The 17,413-nt window shown below is 70.4% G+C and carries 16 protein-coding genes; 4 read left to right on the forward strand and 12 right to left on the reverse strand.

What is annotated here, in order from left to right; all coding sequences use genetic code 11:
- From OG494_RS23440 to OG494_RS23450, 3 genes are read right to left on the reverse strand one after another with little or no spacing between them, the layout of a single operon-like run.
- On the reverse strand, positions 1 to 435 hold the full coding sequence (locus OG494_RS23440) for an SRPBCC family protein (RefSeq protein WP_328442648.1): 435 nt from the start codon (positions 433 to 435) through the stop codon (positions 1 to 3).
- 26 nt (positions 436 to 461) lie between these two features.
- Complete coding sequence (locus OG494_RS23445; protein WP_328442650.1) at positions 462 to 1,256, reverse strand: metallophosphoesterase family protein; 795 nt, start codon at positions 1,254 to 1,256, stop codon at positions 462 to 464.
- Positions 1,257 to 1,267: 11 nt separating this feature from the next.
- Positions 1,268 to 1,681, reverse strand: coding sequence for a polyketide cyclase / dehydrase and lipid transport (locus OG494_RS23450; RefSeq protein ID WP_442874260.1), 414 nt, complete (start codon positions 1,679 to 1,681; stop codon positions 1,268 to 1,270).
- 132 nt (positions 1,682 to 1,813) lie between these two features.
- Between OG494_RS23450 and OG494_RS23455 the strand changes: the two genes are divergently transcribed.
- Positions 1,814 to 3,610 (forward strand): AMP-dependent synthetase/ligase, encoded by a 1,797-nt coding sequence (locus OG494_RS23455; protein WP_328442654.1) that lies wholly within the window; start codon positions 1,814 to 1,816, stop codon positions 3,608 to 3,610.
- Positions 3,611 to 3,670: 60 nt separating this feature from the next.
- On the opposite strand, the gene OG494_RS23460 is transcribed toward OG494_RS23455, so the two are convergent.
- Genes OG494_RS23460 through OG494_RS23475 form a run of 4 tightly spaced genes read right to left on the reverse strand, consistent with a single transcriptional unit; the run spans position 3,671 to position 8,148 of the window.
- On the reverse strand, positions 3,671 to 5,035 hold the full coding sequence (locus OG494_RS23460; RefSeq protein WP_328442656.1) for a GH1 family beta-glucosidase: 1,365 nt from the start codon (positions 5,033 to 5,035) through the stop codon (positions 3,671 to 3,673).
- A gap of 18 nt (positions 5,036 to 5,053) precedes the next feature.
- A complete protein-coding gene (locus tag OG494_RS23465) occupies positions 5,054 to 5,938 on the reverse strand; it encodes a carbohydrate ABC transporter permease (protein WP_328442658.1) in 885 nt (294 codons plus the stop codon).
- A gap of 9 nt (positions 5,939 to 5,947) precedes the next feature.
- A complete protein-coding gene (locus OG494_RS23470; RefSeq protein WP_328442659.1) occupies positions 5,948 to 6,883 on the reverse strand; it encodes a carbohydrate ABC transporter permease in 936 nt (311 codons plus the stop codon).
- Complete coding sequence (locus OG494_RS23475; RefSeq protein ID WP_328442660.1) at positions 6,880 to 8,148, reverse strand: ABC transporter substrate-binding protein; 1,269 nt, start codon at positions 8,146 to 8,148, stop codon at positions 6,880 to 6,882. Before OG494_RS23475 ends, OG494_RS23470 begins: the two co-directional genes overlap by 4 nt.
- Positions 8,149 to 8,353: 205 nt before the next feature.
- Here OG494_RS23475 and OG494_RS23480 point away from each other — a divergent pair, with 205 nt between their 5' ends.
- Complete coding sequence (locus OG494_RS23480) at positions 8,354 to 9,391, forward strand: LacI family DNA-binding transcriptional regulator (RefSeq protein ID WP_328442661.1); 1,038 nt, start codon at positions 8,354 to 8,356, stop codon at positions 9,389 to 9,391.
- Between the two features lie 16 nt (positions 9,392 to 9,407).
- On the opposite strand, the gene OG494_RS23485 is transcribed toward OG494_RS23480, so the two are convergent.
- Positions 9,408 to 10,442, reverse strand: a complete 1,035-nt coding sequence (locus tag OG494_RS23485; protein WP_328442662.1) for an SDR family oxidoreductase — start codon at positions 10,440 to 10,442, stop codon at positions 9,408 to 9,410.
- A 139-nt stretch (positions 10,443 to 10,581) separates the two neighbouring features.
- Between OG494_RS23485 and OG494_RS23490 the strand changes: the two genes are divergently transcribed.
- Complete coding sequence (locus tag OG494_RS23490) at positions 10,582 to 11,409, forward strand: helix-turn-helix domain-containing protein (RefSeq protein ID WP_328442663.1); 828 nt, start codon at positions 10,582 to 10,584, stop codon at positions 11,407 to 11,409.
- Here OG494_RS23490 and OG494_RS23495 read toward each other — a convergent pair.
- From OG494_RS23495 to OG494_RS23505, 3 genes are all read right to left on the reverse strand, one after another.
- Positions 11,399 to 12,505: an FAD-dependent oxidoreductase gene (locus tag OG494_RS23495; RefSeq protein ID WP_328442664.1), complete on the reverse strand. Its 1,107-nt coding sequence runs from the start codon at positions 12,503 to 12,505 to the stop codon at positions 11,399 to 11,401. The two genes, OG494_RS23490 and OG494_RS23495, sit on opposite strands and share 11 nt — an antisense overlap.
- A 79-nt stretch (positions 12,506 to 12,584) precedes the next feature.
- A complete protein-coding gene (locus OG494_RS23500) occupies positions 12,585 to 13,559 on the reverse strand; it encodes a ferritin-like domain-containing protein (RefSeq protein ID WP_328442665.1) in 975 nt (324 codons plus the stop codon).
- Between the two features lie 116 nt (positions 13,560 to 13,675).
- Positions 13,676 to 14,917 carry an aminotransferase class I/II-fold pyridoxal phosphate-dependent enzyme gene (locus OG494_RS23505; protein ID WP_328442666.1) on the reverse strand — a complete coding sequence of 414 codons (1,242 nt, stop codon included), beginning with the start codon at positions 14,915 to 14,917 and terminating at the stop codon, positions 13,676 to 13,678.
- Positions 14,918 to 14,980: 63 nt separating this feature from the next.
- Between OG494_RS23505 and OG494_RS23510 the strand changes: the two genes are divergently transcribed.
- Entirely contained in the window at positions 14,981 to 15,472 is a 492-nt protein-coding gene (locus tag OG494_RS23510) for a hypothetical protein (protein WP_328442667.1), read from the forward strand.
- Between the two features lie 544 nt (positions 15,473 to 16,016).
- Here OG494_RS23510 and OG494_RS23515 read toward each other — a convergent pair.
- Entirely contained in the window at positions 16,017 to 17,246 is a 1,230-nt protein-coding gene (locus OG494_RS23515; protein WP_328442668.1) for an HNH endonuclease signature motif containing protein, read from the reverse strand.
- Positions 17,247 to 17,413: the final 167 nt, after the last annotated feature.

The following is a 17,413-nucleotide window of genomic DNA, read 5'->3' on the forward strand; positions in this document are numbered from 1 at the left end:
TTACCCCTCGGCCCGCTTCTTGAGCTCCTTGAGCGCGGTGTCCATGACCATCTTCTCGGCCTTGCGCCGGAGCAGCCCGATCATCGGCAGTGCCAGTTCCACCGAAAGCGTGTACGTCACGCGGGTGCGGCCGCCGAGGTCCTCGAGGGCGTACCGGCCGTTCTGCGCCTTCTGCATCTGACCCTTGACCAGGTGCCAGCTGACGCCGAGGCCGTCACCGTCCCACTCGTAGGAGAGGGTGTAGACGTCCTTGATCGGGCCCGCGTCGAGGGTCAGCTTGACCTGCTTGGCCCGGCCTCCGTCGTCGGTGTCCAGGACCTCGGTCTGCCGGACGGCCTTGGCCCATTCCGGGTAGGCGGGGAAGTCGGCGATCACGGCCATCACCCGGCTGGGCTCGGCGTCGACCTCGATGGACTGTGTGGACTGCTCGGCCATGGACGAAGCGTAGCCGCCGCTGCCGGTCACCAGCGCAGCACGTAGGGCTGCCCGGTCTCCTTGAAGTGACCCACGTTACGGCACTCGGTCAGGCCGACCCGGGCGCGGGCGGCCAGGGGCTGGTGCACGTGACCGAACACCGACCAGCGGGGCCGCTGTTCCCGGATGAGGTCGAGCAGCGCCGCCGACCCGAGCTCGCTGCGGCGCGCCACGACGTCGTAGGTCAGCTCGGGCAGCGCCGGCGGGGCGTGCGTGCAGAGGACGTCGACCTCGGTGAGCGCCGCCACACTCGCGTCGTAGTCCGCGCGATCGCGCAGGTAGGGGCGCCAGGCGGCGCCCTTGCGGCGGCGCGGGACGACACCGTCGGGCAGCAGCGCGCCGCCGACGAAGCCGAACCGCAGGCCGCCGATCTCGGCGACCTCGCCGTCCAGCACCCGGATGCCCTCGCCCGCGAACTCCGGCCACAACGCCGGGGTGTCGACGTTGCCGGGTGTGGCGTACGTCGGCGCGGTCATCGCCGCGAACAGCGTCGCGTACTGCTCGCGGATGGCCTCGTCGACGGCCGCGGCCGGGTCTTCGAGACTCGCCCAGAGCGTCCGCGAGTAGGCAACGGTTTCGTCACGGGTGCCCTCGCGGCGCAGCCGGGCGAACTCACCGACCTTCTCGGCGCCGAACAGGGCGCCCATGATGCCCTTCTCGTGCTCGCGGTAGTCCACGAAGTCGAGCAGGTCACCGAGCACGACGAGGGCGTCGGCCCCGTCCCCGGCCCGCTTCAGCGCGTCCGCGTTGCCGTGCACGTCCGAGACGACGTGTACCCGCACCCCAGCTCCCCTTAGTCGTCGGCGCGAGGAGGAACGCCGGGCTCGCGCCCGTCCTCCAGGATCTCCTTGAGCCCGAGTGCGATCGCCTTCGCCGCGCGGGCCCGCCGGTCGAACTCCCGGCGCAGGTCGCGCGGCGCCAGCGCCCGGGGCGTCCCGGCCGCGTCGGCGGGGGTCGCCCGCAGGAAGTAGTGCAGCAGAGTGCCGTCGAGCACCGGCTCGAGCCAGACCTCCATGGTACCGACGAGCGCACCCCGCACGGTCCAGCGCAGGCCCTTGTCCCCCCGGTCGGTGTAGACCTCGAGCACCAGGTCCGGCCAGTAGCGCGTCCAGGACCTCGGATCGGCGAAGACCGCGGCCACGGTGGCGGGCGGGACGACGAGGAACGTCTCGTCGACGACGTCGAGAGCGGGTGGTGCCTGGTTCACGGAGCGAAGAATGTCACGCCCTCGCCGTGCGACGGCGATCAGCATGGTCTTAAGGTGCTCCTCACGCTAAGTTGACTGGCGGGTAACAGCGGTGTCATCTGCTGCCGCACGCGTTGAACACGGAGGTCCCACGTGCGCGAATACAGCGCTCCCGCCGGCAAGCCGGTGGCCGACGACGAGAACATGTCCGATGTCGTCTGGGCTAACGCGGAGCGGTTCTCCGACGTGGTCAGCTTCCGGCGACAGGTGGACGGCAGCTGGCTGGACGTCACGGCCAAGGAGTTCGCCGGCGAGGTGCTGGCCGTCGCCAAGGGCATGGCCCAGGCCGGGATCGGCCGCGGCGACCGCGTCGCGATCATGTCGAAGACGCGGTACGAGTGGACGCTGATCGACTTCGCGATCTGGGCGGCCGGCGCCGTCACGGTCCCGATCTACGACACGTCGTCGCCCGAACAGGTGTACTGGATCCTCTCGGACTCGGCCGCCAAGGGCGTGTTCGTCGAGACGAACGCGCACGCCGGCGCGGTCGACGAGATCCGCGACCGGCTGACGGTCCTGGACCACACCTGGCAGATCGAGGGCGACTCCCCCGCCGTCGAGGAGCTGTCCGCGCTCGGCGCGACGCTGTCCGACGACGAGCTGCACGAGCGCCGCCGCGAGGTCGTCGCCGACGAGCTCGCCACGATCGTCTACACCTCGGGCACCACCGGCCGCCCCAAGGGCGTCGAGCTGACCCACCGGAACCTCCTAGCGGAGATCCGCGCCGACATCGAGGCGTTCCCGCAGCTGATGGAGCAGGGCAACTCGCTGCTGTGCTTCCTGCCGCTGGCGCACGTCCTGGCCCGCGCGATCGCCGTGACGGCGCTCACCGCCCGGGTCACCCTCGGGCACACGCCCGACGTCAAGAACCTGGTTCCCGACCTGGGCACCTTCCGGCCGACGTTCGTGGTCGCCGTGCCGCGAGTGTTCGAGAAGGTCTACAACTCGGCAAAGCAGAAGGCCCACGGCGACGGCAAGGGCAAGATCTTCGACGCCGCCGAGGCCGTCGCGGTCGCCTACAGCGAGGCCCAGGACAAGGGCGGCGCCGGGCTCGGCCTGAAGGCCAAGCACCTGGTGTTCGACAAGCTCGTCTACGGCAAGCTGCGCGCGGCCCTCGGCGGCCGCTGCGTGGCGGCGGTGTCGGGCGGCGCCCCGCTCGGCGCGCGGCTGGCGCACTTCTTCCGCGGCATCGGCGTCCCGGTGTTCGAGGGGTACGGCCTGACCGAGACGTCGGCGGCGGCGAACGTCAACACGCAGTCGGCGTTCCGCGTCGGCACGGTCGGCAAGCCGGTCAACGGCACGTCGGTCCGCATCGCCGACGACGGCGAGGTGCTGCTCAAGGGCGACGTCGTGTTCCGGGCGTACTTCAACAACCCGCAGGCGACGGCCGAAGCGCTCACCGACGGCTGGTTCCACACCGGCGACCTCGGCGAGCTGGACGTCGACGGCTTCCTCAAGATCACCGGCCGCAAGAAGGAGATCATCGTGACGGCGGGCGGCAAGAACGTCGCCCCGTCCGGCCTCGAGGACACCATCAAGGCGGCCCCGCTGGTGAGCCAGGCGATGGTGGTCGGCGACCAGCGCCCGTTCATCGCGGCGCTGGTGACGGTGGACGAGGAGTACTTCCCGTCCTGGAAGTCCCAGCACGGCAAGCCCGCCGGCGCGTCGGTCGCGGACCTCGCGTCGGACGCCGACCTGCTGGCGGAAATCCAGGCGGCGGTCGACGAGGCCAACAAGACGGTCTCGAAGGCCGAGGCGATCAAGAAGTTCACGGTGCTGGCCAACGACTTCACCGAACAGGGCGGCGAGATCACGCCGAGCCTGAAGCTGAAGCGCAACGTGGTCACCAAGAACTACGCGACCGACATCGAGTCCCTGTACAAGAAGTAGCCGAATGCCGTGAAGGCCTCCTTACCGGCCATAAGAGCCGGTAAGGAGGCCTTCACGGCATTACGGGGTGCTCTGGGCCGCGATGTGGTCGCGGTACCAGCGGTAACTCGCCCTCGGCGTCCGGCGCTGGGTCTCGTAGTCGACGTGCACCAGGCCGAAGCGGTGCTTGTAGCCGTGGGCCCACTCGAAGTTGTCCAGCAGTGACCAGGCGAAGTAGCCGCGCAGGTCGACGCCCGCGTCGATCGCTTCCTGGGCCGCCGCCAGGTGGTCGCTCAGGAACGTGATGCGCTCGTAGTCGGCGAAGTCGCTGCGGTCCGGGTAGACGCAGCCGTTCTCGGTGACGTACAGCGGCGGCAGGTCCGGGTAGCCGTTGTGCAGCGCGACCAGGGCTTCGGTGAGGCCCTCCGGCTCGACCGGCCAGCCCATCCCGGTGCGCGGGACGTCGGGCAGGCGGGTCGTGTCGACGCCGATGTCGGCGAGGGTCCGCCGCGCCGGGTCCGGCTCGCGCGGGGGCGCGTCCGCGACGTGCTGCCGGTAGTAGTAGTTGACGCCCAGGTAGTCCAGCGGCACGCCGATCGTTTCCAGGTCGCCGTCGTGGCGGAACGAGAAGTCCGAGGCGGCCCCGAACATCGCCTTCAGGCCCGGCGCGTACCGGCCGCCGAACAGCGGCTCGGTGAACTGCCGGCGCAGCAACGTGTCCTGCCGCGCGGCCGCCGCGGCGTCGGCCGCCGAGTCCGTCACCGGCACCGCCGGGGACTGGTTGAGCACGACGCCGAACCGGTGCGTGTGCGCCGCCTGCGCCCGCATCGCCTGCACCGCCAGGCCGTGGCCGAGCAGCAGGTGGTGGGCGGCGGCGAGCGCGCCGTGGCCCTCCTTCGCCCCGGGCGCGTGCCGGCCCTCGCCGTAACCCGCGACCGCGCACGGGTACGGCTCGTTGAGCGTCGTCCAGTGGTCGACGAGGTCACCCAGCTCCTCGTGGACCAGCGCGGCGTAGTCGGCGAACCGGTGGGCCGTGTCCCGCGCCCGCCAGCCGCCTTCGTCCTCCAGGGCTTGGGGCAGGTCCCAGTGGTAGAGCGTCAGGAACGGCTCGATCCCGTGGTCCCGCAACCCTTCCACCAGCCGCCGGTAGAAGTGCAGGCCGCGCCACTCGACGCGGCCGCGGCCCTCCGGCTGCACCCGGGGCCACGACACGGAGAACCGGTAGGAGTCGACGCCGAGCTCGCCGAGCAGCTCGAGATCCTGCTCCCAGCGTTCGTAGTGCTCGGCCGCGGGCTCGCCGGTGTCGCCACCGGCGATCGCCCCCGGCGTGGCGGCGAAAGTGTCCCAAATGGACGATCCACGGCCGTCCGCGCGGGTGGCGCCCTCGATCTGGAACGCCGATGTGGCCACACCCCAGCGGAAGCCGGGCGGGAAACTGGAAGTCACGGATCTCTCCCGGGAGACTCAGCCCTTGAGCGCGCCCTGCATGATGCCGCCGACGATCTGGCGGCCGAACAGCAGGAACACGACGAGGACGGGGATGGTGCCGAGGGTTGCGGCGGTGAGCACGAGCGTGTAGTCGGTGGTGTACCCACTGGCCAGAGTGGACAGTGCGGTCTGGACGGTCGGGTTCTCCGGCACCAGCACCACCAGCGGCCAGAAGAAGTCGTTCCACGCCTGCATGAACGTGAACAGGCCGAGCACCGCCGCGGCCGGGCGGGCCGTGGGCAGCGCGACGTGCCAGAACAGCCGCAGCGAGCCGCAGCCGTCCATCCGCCCGGCTTCCAGCAGTTCCAGCGGCAGTGCCCGCTCGAAGTACTGGCGCATGAAGAACACGCCGAACGCGGTCACCAGGCCGGGCACGATGACCGCCTGCAGCTGCCCGGCCCAGCCGAAGTCGGCCATCATGATGTAGAGCGGCACCACACCCAGCTCGGTCGGGATCGCCTGGGTGGCGACCACCAGGAGCAGCAGCAGGGTGCGGCCGCGGAAGCGCATCTTGGCGAAGGCGAACCCGGCGAGCGTCGAGAACAGCACCACCGAGAGCGTGATGGTGCCCGAGACGATCACCGAGTTCGCCAGCGCCAGCCCGAAGTTCGTCTCGTCGAAGACCCGGGCGATGTTCTCGAACAGGTGCCCGCCCGGCACCAGCACCGGCGGCACGCTGCCCACCGCGTCCGGCGTCTGCGACGAGACGACGAACGACCAGTAGACCGGAAACGCCGAGCCGGCCAGGATCGCGATCAGCGCGGCGTAGGTCCACGGGCTGGTGACGCGCTGGGTGAACCGCCGCGTCCGGCTGGGCGGCCGGGCCGCGGCGGGGGGTGCCGAGGTCAGCACGGTGGACATGTCCGCTCCTCAATCGGTCTGGATGCGCCGGGTCACCAGGTACGCCACGCCCGCCACGAGCATCGTGGCGATCGCCAGCAGCAGCGCCACCGCGGAGCTGTAGCCGAAGTCGTACTTGCTGAAACCCTGTTCGTAGAGGTAGAGCGCGGCGGTCTGGAACTGCCGGTCGGACCCGCCGGTCGCGGCCGCGGTGCCCGGGTTGAACAACAGCGGCTCGGCGAGCAACCGCATGTTCCCGGTCGTCGCGATCACCGTGGAGAAGATGATCTGCGGCCGCAGCAGCGGCACGGTGATCCGCAGGAACTGCTGGTGCCCCTTCGCGCCGTCGAGCGTCGCGGCCTCGTACAGGCTCGACGGGATCGCCTGCATCGACGCCAGGAAGATCAGCGCGTGGTAACCGGTCCAGCGCCAGACGACCATCGACGCGATCGCGGCGTGCGAGCTGGCCGTGCCCGCCTGCCAGTCGACGTGCCCGGCGCCGAACCAGCTCAGCACCCAGTTCACCAGCCCGAAGTCCCGGCCGAACAGCTGCGCGAAGATGATCGTGACCGCCGCCACCGAGGTGATGTTCGGCAGGATCATGCCGGTCCGGAACAGCGTCCGGCCGCGCAGCCTGCGGTTGAGCAGGTGCGCGATGCCGAGCGCGAACAGGATCTGCGGGATCGTGGTCAGCAGCCACAGGCTGACCGTGTTCCCCATCGCGTTCCAGAAGTACGGGTCGTGGAACAGCAGCTGCCGGTAGTTCTCCAGCCCGATGAACTTCGCGCCTTCGGCGTCGAGCAGGTTCCGCTTCTGCAGCGATACGAAAGCCGTGTACAGCAACGGGAACAACCCGAAGACGCCGAAGATCAGGAAGTACGGGCTGATGAAACCGAACGGCGAGAGCTTGACGTCCCAGTTCGCCCGCCGGTCGGCGAAGCTCAGCTTCGGCACGGGAGCCGTCACTTGAGCTTCGCGACGTCACCGACCAGCTGCTGCCACGCCGCCGCGCCGTCCTGCTTGCCCTGCTCGACGCGCTGCATCGCGTTGCCGAACTCGGTCTGCACATCGCCGGCCTTCGGGCCCTGGTACTGCGGGTTCAGGTTCTTCGCCGCGTCGGTGAAGAGCTTGCCGACGGGCGCGTTGTTGAAGAACGGGTTCGTGTAGGAAGTGATCTTCGGGTCGGTGTAGAGCGACGGCGTCGAGGGCAGCAGGCCCTGGCTGGTGAACACCTTCGCCTGCTGCTCGGGCGCGGTCAGCCAGGCGGCGAGGTCGGCGGCTTCGGCGGTGTGCTTGCCCTGCTTGGGCACGGTCAGGTACGAGCCGCCCCAGTTGCCGCCGCCACCGGGCACGCTGGCGACGTCCCACTTGCCGGCGGTGTCCGGCGCCTGGTCCTTGATCTTGGTCATCATCCAGGCCGGGCACGTGACGGTGGCGAACTGGCCCTGGGTGAAGCCGGTGTTCCAGGTCGGCGTGCTGTAGAGCAGGCCGGCGCTCAGGTTCGCCTTGACGGCGTCGACGACCTGGTCCCAGCCGGTCCGCAGCGCCGGGTTGCTGTCGACGACGAGCTGGTCGCTGGTGTCGTAGTAGCCGGTCGGGGCCTGGCCGAAGATCGCGTTGAGCACGGTCGGGCCGCCGTCCATCCACTTGACGCCGCCCGGCGCGTTGGCCTGGAAGCGCTTGCCCGCGTCGAAGAACGCCTGCCAGGTCGGCCAGAGCGCGGAGACGGCCTCGCGGTCGGCGGGCAGGCCGGCGGCCTGGAGCAGGTCACGGCGGTAGCAGATGGCCAGGCCGCCGACGTCGGTGCCGTAGCCGATCTGCTGACCGCCCTTGGCCAGCGACGCCGACCACTTCCAGCCGAGCCAGCGGTCCTTGAGCTTGTCGCCGCCGACGGTGTTGAGGTCGACGAACTTGTCCGGCGTCGCCTTGAACTGGGCGACGTAGCCGGTGTCGATGGCCTCGATGTCCGCGGCCCCGCCACCGGTGGCCAGGTGCGCGGCCAGGTTCTTGTGGTGGTCGGAGTAGGCGGCGGTGCGCTCGGTGATCTCGATGTTCGGGTGCGCCGCCTGGTACTCCTTGATCAGGTCGGTGTACCCGAAGTTGCCGAACAGCCCGAGGCTGAGCTTGATCTTGCCGCCGCTCCCGCCGTCACCGCCGCTGCAGGCGCTCAGGACGGTGATGGCGGCCAGCACGGCCACCAGGACCATGCGGGTTCTCGTGTTCGGGCGCATGAGATCTCCGTTGTTCTGCTGAAAGCGCGCGGAAACACCGCGGCCGCCGGGAACGTGTCTCCGGGGGCCGGGCGAGAATGTGGCCTCTATGAGAGCGCTCCCAGCGCGTCGCCGTCAAGTAACGAAACGATAACGGCAACTCAAATTTTTCGAAGCAGGGGCCGATGTGCTAGGTATGTAACCGGTTACAGCCGAAGGAGCCACCATGGTCACCGCCCGCGAAATCGCCGAGCTCTGCGGCGTCTCCGTCGCCACCGTTTCCCGGGTCTTCAACCAGCCGGCCTCGGTCAGCGGGCCGACCCGCGAACGCGTCGAGCGGGTCGCCCGCGAGCTCGACTTCTCCCCCAACGAGTCGGCGCGCGCGTTGTCCCGCAAGCAGTCGGCGATGATCGGGCTGGTCTGGGACACCGATCACCGGCGGCCCGGCTGGCGCCACCCGTTCCTGCAGGACCTGTTGCTGGGCTTGAAATCCGCGCTCAGTTCGCACGGTTACCACCTGCTGATGCTCGCCACGAGCGACGACGCGCGCAGCCGCACCCCCGGCGTCTCGCTGGCCGACCCGGTCGCCTACGTCCGCATGACGCGGCAGCACCACCTCGCCGGGCTGGTGCTGATCGACAGCGGTTCGGACGCGGAGGCGTTCACGGCGTTCGCCCGGTCCGGCTTGCCGTGTGTGGCGCTCGACGTCGCGATCGCCGGTCCTAAAGCGACATACGTGACGTCCGACAACGTCCGCGGCGCCGCGGACGTCGTCCGGCACCTCGCCGGCCTCGGCCACCGCCGGATCGCGACGCTGACCGGCCCGCGCGACAACGCCCCGGCGGCCGAGCGCACCCGGGGCTACCGGGAGGGCCTCGCCGCGGCGGGCCTCGAGGCCCGCGACGACTACGTCGTGTCCGGGGACTACTACCGCGAGAGCGGTTTTGTCGGCATGCGCCGGCTCCTGGCCCGCAAGGAACCGCCGACGGCGGTCTTCGCGGCGAGCGACGAGATGGCGGTGGGCGCCCTGCTCGCGGCCCGCGCGACGGGCCTGCGCGTGCCGGACGACCTGGCGGTGGTCGGCTTCGACGACATCGAAGTCGCGTCCCTGGTGGACCCGGCGCTGACGACGGTCGCCCAGGACAAACCGGGCTTCGGCACGGCCGCCGCCGAGGCGCTGCTGAAGATGATCGAGACGGACGAGGCCCCGGAACCGGTGCTGCTGCCGACCAGGCTGGTGGTCCGCGACTCCTGCGGCGCCTAGCGCCACTTTCCTTGCGTCAGGCCGAAACCCGCGCTGTGCGCAGCATGCTTTCGCCGGCGGCCACGACCGCCTCCGCCGACTCGCGCGGCGTCCAGCCCAGCACCGAGCGGGCCTTCTCGTGGGAGACCTTCTTGACGAAGCCGAGTTCGGCCGCGATGGTCCGGAACTCCGCCGAGAACACGGCGCCCGCGCGCACGACGAGGTTCGGAATGGTGCGGGTCGGCACCTTCTTCGCACTCTCGCCGAAGTTCTCCTTGAGCAGCGCGCCGATCTCCTTCATCGCCATCGAGGGACCGCCGGCGAGCAGGAACCGCTGCCCCGCGGCGCCGTCGGCGGTCATCGCCAGCACGTGCGCGCTCGCCACGTCGCGGACGTCGACGATCGGGAGGTACAGGTCCGGGTAGCCGGGGATCTTGCCCTCGAGCAGCCGCTGCACGAGGTGGTTGGCGCCGGAGACCTCCCGGCCCATGACCGGGCCCATGACGGCGACGGGCAGGACCGTCGCCAGCTCCAGGGCCCCGCCCTCGTCGCGGACGAAGTCCCACGCGGCGCGCTCGGCGAGGATCTTGCTCTTGCCGTAGGCGTCCACGCCGGGCCCGTCGAGCACGGACCAGTCGTCCTCGGTGAAGGCCCGGCCGGTGTGCGGGTGCCCGAAGCCGACCGCGTGGAACGCCGAGGTGAGCACCACGCGCCCGACCCCGCCGTCCCGGGCGGCACGCAGCACTCGGAGGGTGCCGTTGCGGGCAGGGGCGATGACGTCGTCCTCGTTCGCGACCTTGCCGGGCCGGACCGGCGACGCCACGTGGAGGACGAAGTCGCAGCCGTCGACCGCCTCGGCCCAGCCGCGGTCGTCGGTGAGGTCGGCGGCCACGAAGCTCAGCGCGTCGCCGTGCGTCATGCCGGCGTCGGTCAGCACCGCGCGGACGGCCTGCTCCTTCGCGAGCGACCGCACCGTGGTGCGCACCCGGTACCCCTGCTCCAGGAGCTGGAGGATGCAGTGCCCGGCGATGAAGCCCGAGCCGCCGGTGACGAGAACCCGCTGCGTGCTCATGTGTTCGTTCCCATCGAAAGCGTCGTGACGGTCATGGTGCCGACGATCCACCGGGGGAAGCACCCGTGCCAGTGCTCCGCTCAGCCGGGGGGATGACAGGACCCCCCACATCGGGTGACCTCGGCTTATCGTGGGGCCCATGGCCGACGACCGGAACCAGCTGGGCGCGTTCCTGCGGGCGCGCCGCGAGCTCGTCACGCCCGGAGAGGCGGGGGTTCCCGTGGTGGGGCCGCGCCGGGTGCCCGGTCTGCGGCGCGAGGAGGTCGCGATGCTGGCCGGGATCAGCGCCGACTACTACCTGCGGCTGGAACGCGGCCGTGACCGCAGCCCGTCCGCGCAGGTCCTGCGGTCCTTGGCCCGGGTGTTCCGCCTGGACGACGACTCGACGGCGTACCTGCTCGGCCTCGCCGGGGACACGCCTCGCCGGCCGCGGCGGCGGCGCCGGGAAACCGTGCCGCCCAGCACCGCCGCGTTCCTGGCGTTGCTGCCCGTGCCCGCGTTCATCGAAGGCCGCTACCTGGACGTCCTGGCCGCCAATCCCCTGGCCACCGCCCTGTCCCCCTGCCTGGTCCCCGGGGCCAACCGGCTCCGCGACGTCCTGCTCGACCCCGGCGAGCAGGCGCTGTTCGCCGGCTGGGAGCGAGCGGCGGAGGTGCTGGTCGCGCACCTGCGCGAAGCGGCCGGCACGGACACCGACGACGCCCGGTTCGTCGAGCTCGTCGGCGAGCTCTCCCTGGCCAGCCCGCTCTTCCGCCGCCTGTGGGCCCGCCACGACGTCCGCGCGCGGACAGCGGCCGCGATCACCTTCCACCACCCGCAGGTCGGCGAAATCACCCTGAACCGGGAGAAACTCCTGGTCAGCGGCACTGATGGGGTCATGCTGGTCGCCTACCACGCCACGCCCGGCGCGGAGGCGGACAAGCTGGCGTTGCTCGGCGCGACGGTGGCGGACCGCGTCAGCCGGTGATCTTCGCGTCCCAGTCGATGTGGTGCGAATACAGCCAGTCACGCTCCTCGCCGACGTCCTGGCCCGCGCTGGCCGCCACCAGCTTCTCGACCCGCTCGCGCCGCAGTCCCTCGTACGCGGCGAACGCCGAGGCCGGGTCCGGCAGGTCACGCAGGCACTTCGCCAGCACGACGCTGTCTTCCAGGGCCATCGACGCGCCCTGGCCCGCGGCCGGCGAAGCCGCGTGGGCGGCGTCGCCGACCAGCACCATCTCCGGCGTCGACCAGACGCGCGTTTCGGGGACGTCGTAGGAGTGGCCGCCGAAGACCTCGTCGCCCGTGGCCGCGATGATGTCCGCGCAGGGCAACGGTTCCCCGGCGAACGCGGCGTGCGCGAACTCGCGCCAGCCGGCCGGGGTGACCGCCGCGATCTCGGCGCGGGGCCGCTCCTCGTCCGGGACGCGGGCGAACCAGAACGTCGCGCCGTCCGGGTCGGTCGTGAAACCGAAGGCCGCCTTGCTGCCGCGGACCATCCGGTAGATCCCCGGCGCCGACGGCAGTCCGCCGGCGCGCGTGTAGCCGTAGACGACGGTCAGCCCGGTGTAGCGCGGCTCGTCGGCGGCCGGGTCGATCAGGCGCCGCACCACCGAGCGCAGGCCGTCAGCGCCGACAAGGACATCACCCGATTCGGTGACGCCGTCGGCGAATTCCGCCGTGACGCCGCCCGGGCCGGCCTTGGCCCCGGTCAGGCGCCGGCCGCGCTCGAGGGTGATGCCCCGGCGCGCGGCTTCGTCCTGCAGGACGCGGTAGAGCGTCGCGCGGGTCAGCGTGCGCGGGCCGTCCAGGCCTTCGGTGTCGAATTCCCGCCGTCCCACGGTTTCCCCGGTCGGGACGACGAGCTCGACGCCGTACGCGGCGAAGGACGCGTCGATCACCGGGCCGTCGGCGCCGATCGCCCGCAGGGCGTCCATGCCGTTGTGCATGAGCGTCAGGAACGCGCCGATGTCTTCCCCGCCCGAAGCGTAGGCCTCGAACACGACCGGGTCGTGTCCCGCCAGCTTCAGCGCCATCGCCGTGACCGTGCCGGAAATCCCGCCACCCGCGACCAGTACCCGCACCCCGCGCCCCCCGAGAAACTCCGCTGTGAACTCCGTATGCCGCCGTGCACGACGTTACCGTGACGGCGGCACGCGGCGCTCACTCCTTGGCACCGCTGGTGGCGATGTCGCCGTTGAGGCCGCGGGGGTAGAAGCCGCCCGAGGAGACCTTGTCCGGGTTGAGGTAGGCGATGTTGAGCACGCGGTCGGCGGAGCGGCCGAACGCGATGCCGTTGGCGTCCGCGGGGACGAGGTTGGCCTTGCCGTCCTTGAGCACGCCTTCGTCGTCGTCCGCTTTGCCGTCGAGGCTGTCGCGGGCGTCGGAGATCTTGTTGGTGACGTCGCCGAGGCCGCGTTCGAACAGCTGCGAGCGCACGATGCCCGCGTGGTACGCCTCGACCGCGAGGATGCCGGCCGCCGCGTCGAGGAACGTCTTGTTGTTCACCAGCGGCGCCGCGCCCTTGTACGCCGAGACGCCGACGTCCTCGAAGAGGTAGGCCGCGAGCAGGAAGTTGTTCTCGCTCGCGAACGGGTCGAACGTCTGCTGCATGTTGATGACCCCGGCCGCCTGCATGGCGGCGGTGAAGCTGTTCTGGAAGTCGATCTCGGGCTGCGCGACGGCGGCCTTGTCCAGCGCCTTGCGCAGGAAGGTGACGTGGGCGACCTCGTCACCCGCGATCTCCTGCACGATCTGCTTGGTGTGCTCGCTCTTGAACTTCACCGCGTGCCCGCCGGAGACCTTGCCGAGGTTGCCGACGCCGTTGATGTACTTGTCGTTCAGCCCGTAGCCGTAGACCGCGAACGAGTAGAGGTTCGCTTCCAGGTACTCCAGGTTGAGCGCGAAGTTCAGCACCGCGGCGTCGCTCGCCGCCTCCTTCGCGGCGTCACCTCCCTGCGCACCGTATTGCGAAGTCGCGCCGGCCGAGCCGAGGCCCAAGGACAGCGCAGTGCCGAGCGCACCGGCGCCCGCGACGCCGAGCCCCGCCGCTCCCGCAGCCTTGAGGAAGCGGCGGCGGTCGGTCGCGTTCTCCGCGCTGCGCTCGATCAGCTGCTGTGTGTAGCGTTTTCCGAACACCGGGGGACGTCCTCTCGTGACGAGTTCGTCCACCTCACCCACCGGTCATACGTACCCGGACGGCCCCCGGCTCGGTCAAAACGGAAAAAAGTTCTTGCCGGTTTTGTTTGCCCTGGTCAGGACCGCTGAGCCGCGGCGAGCCGGACGCAGACGGCCAGCGCGCGGACGGCCTCTTCGACGTCGGCGAGCTCCGGGAAGGTCGGCGCGATGCGGATGACGGCGTCGGCCGGGTCGTCGCCGTGCGGGTGGGTCGCCCCGGCGGGGGTCAGCGCGACCCCGGCCTCCTTGGCCAGCCGCACGACCTCCTTCGCGGTGCCCTCGGGCACGGTCAGCGAGACGAAGTAGCCCCCGGTCGGCTTGGTCCAGGACGCCAGGTCGCTGAGCTCTTCGGTGAGGATGCGCTCGACGGCCGCGAACTTCGGGCCGATGATCTCGGCGTGCTTGCGCATGTGTGCGCGGACGCCGTCCTCGTCCTTCAGGAACAGCGCGTGCCGCAGCTGGTTGACCTTGTCCGAGCCGATGGTGCGCTTGCCGATCAGGCCGGTCCACCAGGCGAGGTTGGCCTCGGACGCGCCGAAGAAGCCGACGCCGCCACCGGCGTAGGTGATCTTCGAGGTCGAGCCGAAGACGAACGGGCGGTCGGCGTGCCCGGCCTCGGCGCTGAGGGCGAGGATGTCGGCGAGGGCCGGCTCGTCGTCGGTCAGGTGGTGCACGGCGTAGGCGTTGTCCCAGAAGATCCGGAAGTCCGGCGCCGCGGTGGTCATCGAGGCGAGCCGCCGCACGACGTCGTCACTGAACGTGATGCCGGTCGGGTTGCTGTACTTCGGCACGCACCAGATGCCCTTGATGCCGGTGTCCTCGGCGACGAGGCGCTCGACGACGTCCATGTCGGGGCCTTCGTCGGTCATCGGGACCGGGATCAGCTCGATGCCGAACCGCTCGGTGAGCGCGAAGTGGCGGTCGTACCCCGGGACCGGGGCGAGGAACGCGACGCGCGGCTCGTCGGCCCAGCGGCGCTCGGCGCCGGGGACCTTGCTGAGCAGGGCGTGGACGACGGCGTCGTGCATCAGCTCGAGGCTGGAGTTGCCCGCGGCGAGCAGCTGCCCGGCCGGCACCTGGAGGGCGCCGGCGAAGATGCGCCGGAGCTCCGGCAGGCCCTTGAGGCCGCCGTAGTTGCGGACGTCGGTGCCGTCCTCGGCCTTGAAAGTGCCGTCACCGGGGAGGTCCAGCAGCGCGTTCGCGAGGTCGAGCTGCTTGGGGGACGGCTTGCCGCGGGTGATGTCGAGGGAGAGGCCGCGGTCGACGAGGGCCGCGTAGTCGGCGCGGGCCGTGTCGACGTCGACGGAAGCAGTGGTCATGGCGTCAACGCTAAACCCGGCGCCGATACCATTTCGGGGCGGGTCCTGGCTAGGGTGATCGGCGTGCATCTCGTCGTCCACGCCGACCAGCGCCAGTTCTCGGTCCGCGATTCCCGGTCGAAGCTGGACGGCAGCGGCTGGACCGCACAGGCGGTCGACCACCGGATCGCCGCGGAGCCGGGAGGCCTCGCGATCGTGACGGCGCGGTCGGACCTGGTGGAATCATCGGTGACGCTCGTTCCCGGCCCGCCTTCGCTGAGGGCCGAGGCCGAGCACGTGGTGGAAGCGGATCTTCCGGTGCCGAGCGGGAAACTCGTGATTTCCGGGCCCGCGGACTACCCGTCGCAGGAAAAGTTCTTCTCGGTGCTGCCCGGGTTGTACCGGGCGCGGGTGTCGTACGTCCCGGCGGGCCCGCCCGCGACCGAGTGGAACGAGCACGAGTTCGGCGAGCACTTCGAAGTACGTGCTGGAGATGTGGCCGGTGTCGGCGCCCTCCGAGGTGGAAGTGCTGAGGCAGGGCGCGGCGGTCTGGGACGGTTAGTGCCGCGGGTCTGACAATGTGCTGGTCCAGGTGACTGCGGCACGGAGAACGGCCGGGCGCCCGCCGCGGGAACAGCGGCGTTTGCGGGCTCGGCTCGACGGATCGCCAGGTGCCGCATCAAGTGCGGGAACATCGATGCGTCCTCGGCTTGCCCGGACCGGTCAACGTCACCAGTGGTCGGCCGTTCCCGTCGACGAGGTGGTGCTCTGTGGTGCTTCAGGCGCCCCGGAACGCCTGATCGCGTGATTGGCGCCGCGGCTCTGAGGTGGCCGCGGGTGTCGATGGAGGGTTCGGGACGCTGGGCGTCCGGAAAGGTCCATCCACCAACGCTGAGGACTCGGCCGCTGCGCGACTCTGACGGCGGCACCTTCAGGAAGCCTGGTGTTGCGCGTTGACGGCGGTCTGGCATCGCGTCCCCGGGCGGGGCCCGTTGATAGGGCGCGGCGAACGAACCGTTCCGCTCGTCGCAGGCGAGAAGGGACCTTCGGCTCGGACCTGGCACCGGGCACGGGTTTGGGCCCGGAGCCGATGGCTTCGGGCCTTTCCCTGTTCGGTCGGTCATGCCGCGAACGGCAGTGGTTGGTGGATGTTGTTGCGCCTGGGTTTTCGGCGCTTGTCCAGGAACGCCGGTGGCCGGAACTCGGGCAGGCCGTCGGCGGCGATGCGGACTTCCCAGCCGGAGTGGTGCAGCAGCCGGTGGTGGTGGGCGCACAGCAGGACCAGGTTGGTCAGGTCCGTGGGGCCGCCGTCGGCCCAGTGGCGGATGTGGTGGCCTTGGCAGTGCCGCGGTGGGCGGTGGCAACCGGGGAATGCGCAACCTCGGTCGCGCAGGAACAGGGCGCGGCGCAGCCCGGCGGAGATCAGGCGGCGCAGGCGGCCCAGGTTCAGGGGTTCGCTCTTCTCGCCCAGGACCGCCGGGATCAGCATGCTGTCGCAGGCGTGGACCCGGGCTTCGGCCGCGGTCATGGTGCCGGTGTCGCCGAGGGTGGCCCGGCCGACCCCGGACCGAAGGTCCGCCAGCGAAACCGCGACCATCACGTGGGCCCGTTCGCCGGCCTGCGTCGGCAGGTCCGGGGAGTTCAACGCGAGGTCGACGGCGTCGGAGAAGGCGTCGCCGTAGCGTTCCTGCGGAGAGCGGAAGTCGGCGCCGTCGTCAGCGGTGCGGCGCTCGGCCAGCGAGTCGAGCAAGGCGCTGGCGCGGGCGCCGGTCTCCTCGTCGAGGCGACCGTTCAACTCCCAGACCCCGGATCTCTTACGCCGTAGCGAAAGCTCCCGGGCGGGCACGGATGGTTCGGCCTCATCGGGTTCGGCGCCATCAGGATCAAGGTGGGCCACGATCCGCGCCCCCAACGCAGCGACCTGCTTGTGCCCGGCCTCGGAAGCGAAGGACAGCAGGCTCCGCTCGGCGTCATCGCGGCACTCGGACGGAACCTGCGCAAGAGCCTCGACAATGGCGTCGATCATCGGATTGCTCAACGATCCACCAGCAGCCACACCCCCAGTGGCCGGAGCAACAGCGGGAACGGCACTGCCATCAAGAGCACGACCGGCATTGAGAGCCCGCGCCCGTTTCACCACACGATCAGCGGACGCCTTGGAAAAATCGGCAAGATGCTCGAACAACCGAGCAACAGAACGATACCCAAACAGCTCCATCACACCACGAGACTCGATTTCCACAAGCAGCGAACCAATTTCAGCCTCAGCAGACCGCACAACACCGAGCAGCGAGCTGATGCGATCGGCCAAAGCCACCGCATCAGCTCGCCAAGCGAAGTCACCGTCCACAAACCAAGATTACCGCCAAACGAACACATGTTCATCACACGAAAGGATGATCGCGGCAGGGTCGCCACTGCGTGGGGAATCGGCGCTGCCGACCATAGCAGGAAACGACCACAAGAAGCGCCGATTTCCCACGCCCCGGCGAAGCCGCATCTTGAAAAGCGGGGAAC

Origin of the sequence: Amycolatopsis sp. NBC_00438 (assembly GCF_036026695.1) — a bacterium.
Classification (GTDB): Bacteria; Actinomycetota; Actinomycetes; order Mycobacteriales; family Pseudonocardiaceae; genus Amycolatopsis.

Coding starts and splice junctions, on each gene's coding strand:
- OG494_RS23440 (WP_328442648.1), bottom strand. CDS start 435: ATGGCCGAGCAGTCCACACAGTCCATCGAGGTCGACGCCGAGCCCAGC.
- OG494_RS23465 (WP_328442658.1), bottom strand. CDS start 5,938: ATGTCCACCGTGCTGACCTCGGCACCCCCCGCCGCGGCCCGGCCGCCC.
- OG494_RS23475 (WP_328442660.1), bottom strand. CDS start 8,148: ATGCGCCCGAACACGAGAACCCGCATGGTCCTGGTGGCCGTGCTGGCC.
- OG494_RS23480 (WP_328442661.1), top strand. CDS start 8,354: ATGGTCACCGCCCGCGAAATCGCCGAGCTCTGCGGCGTCTCCGTCGCC.
- OG494_RS23485 (WP_328442662.1), bottom strand. CDS start 10,442: ATGAGCACGCAGCGGGTTCTCGTCACCGGCGGCTCGGGCTTCATCGCC.
- OG494_RS23490 (WP_328442663.1), top strand. CDS start 10,582: ATGGCCGACGACCGGAACCAGCTGGGCGCGTTCCTGCGGGCGCGCCGC.
- OG494_RS23505 (WP_328442666.1), bottom strand. CDS start 14,917: ATGACCACTGCTTCCGTCGACGTCGACACGGCCCGCGCCGACTACGCG.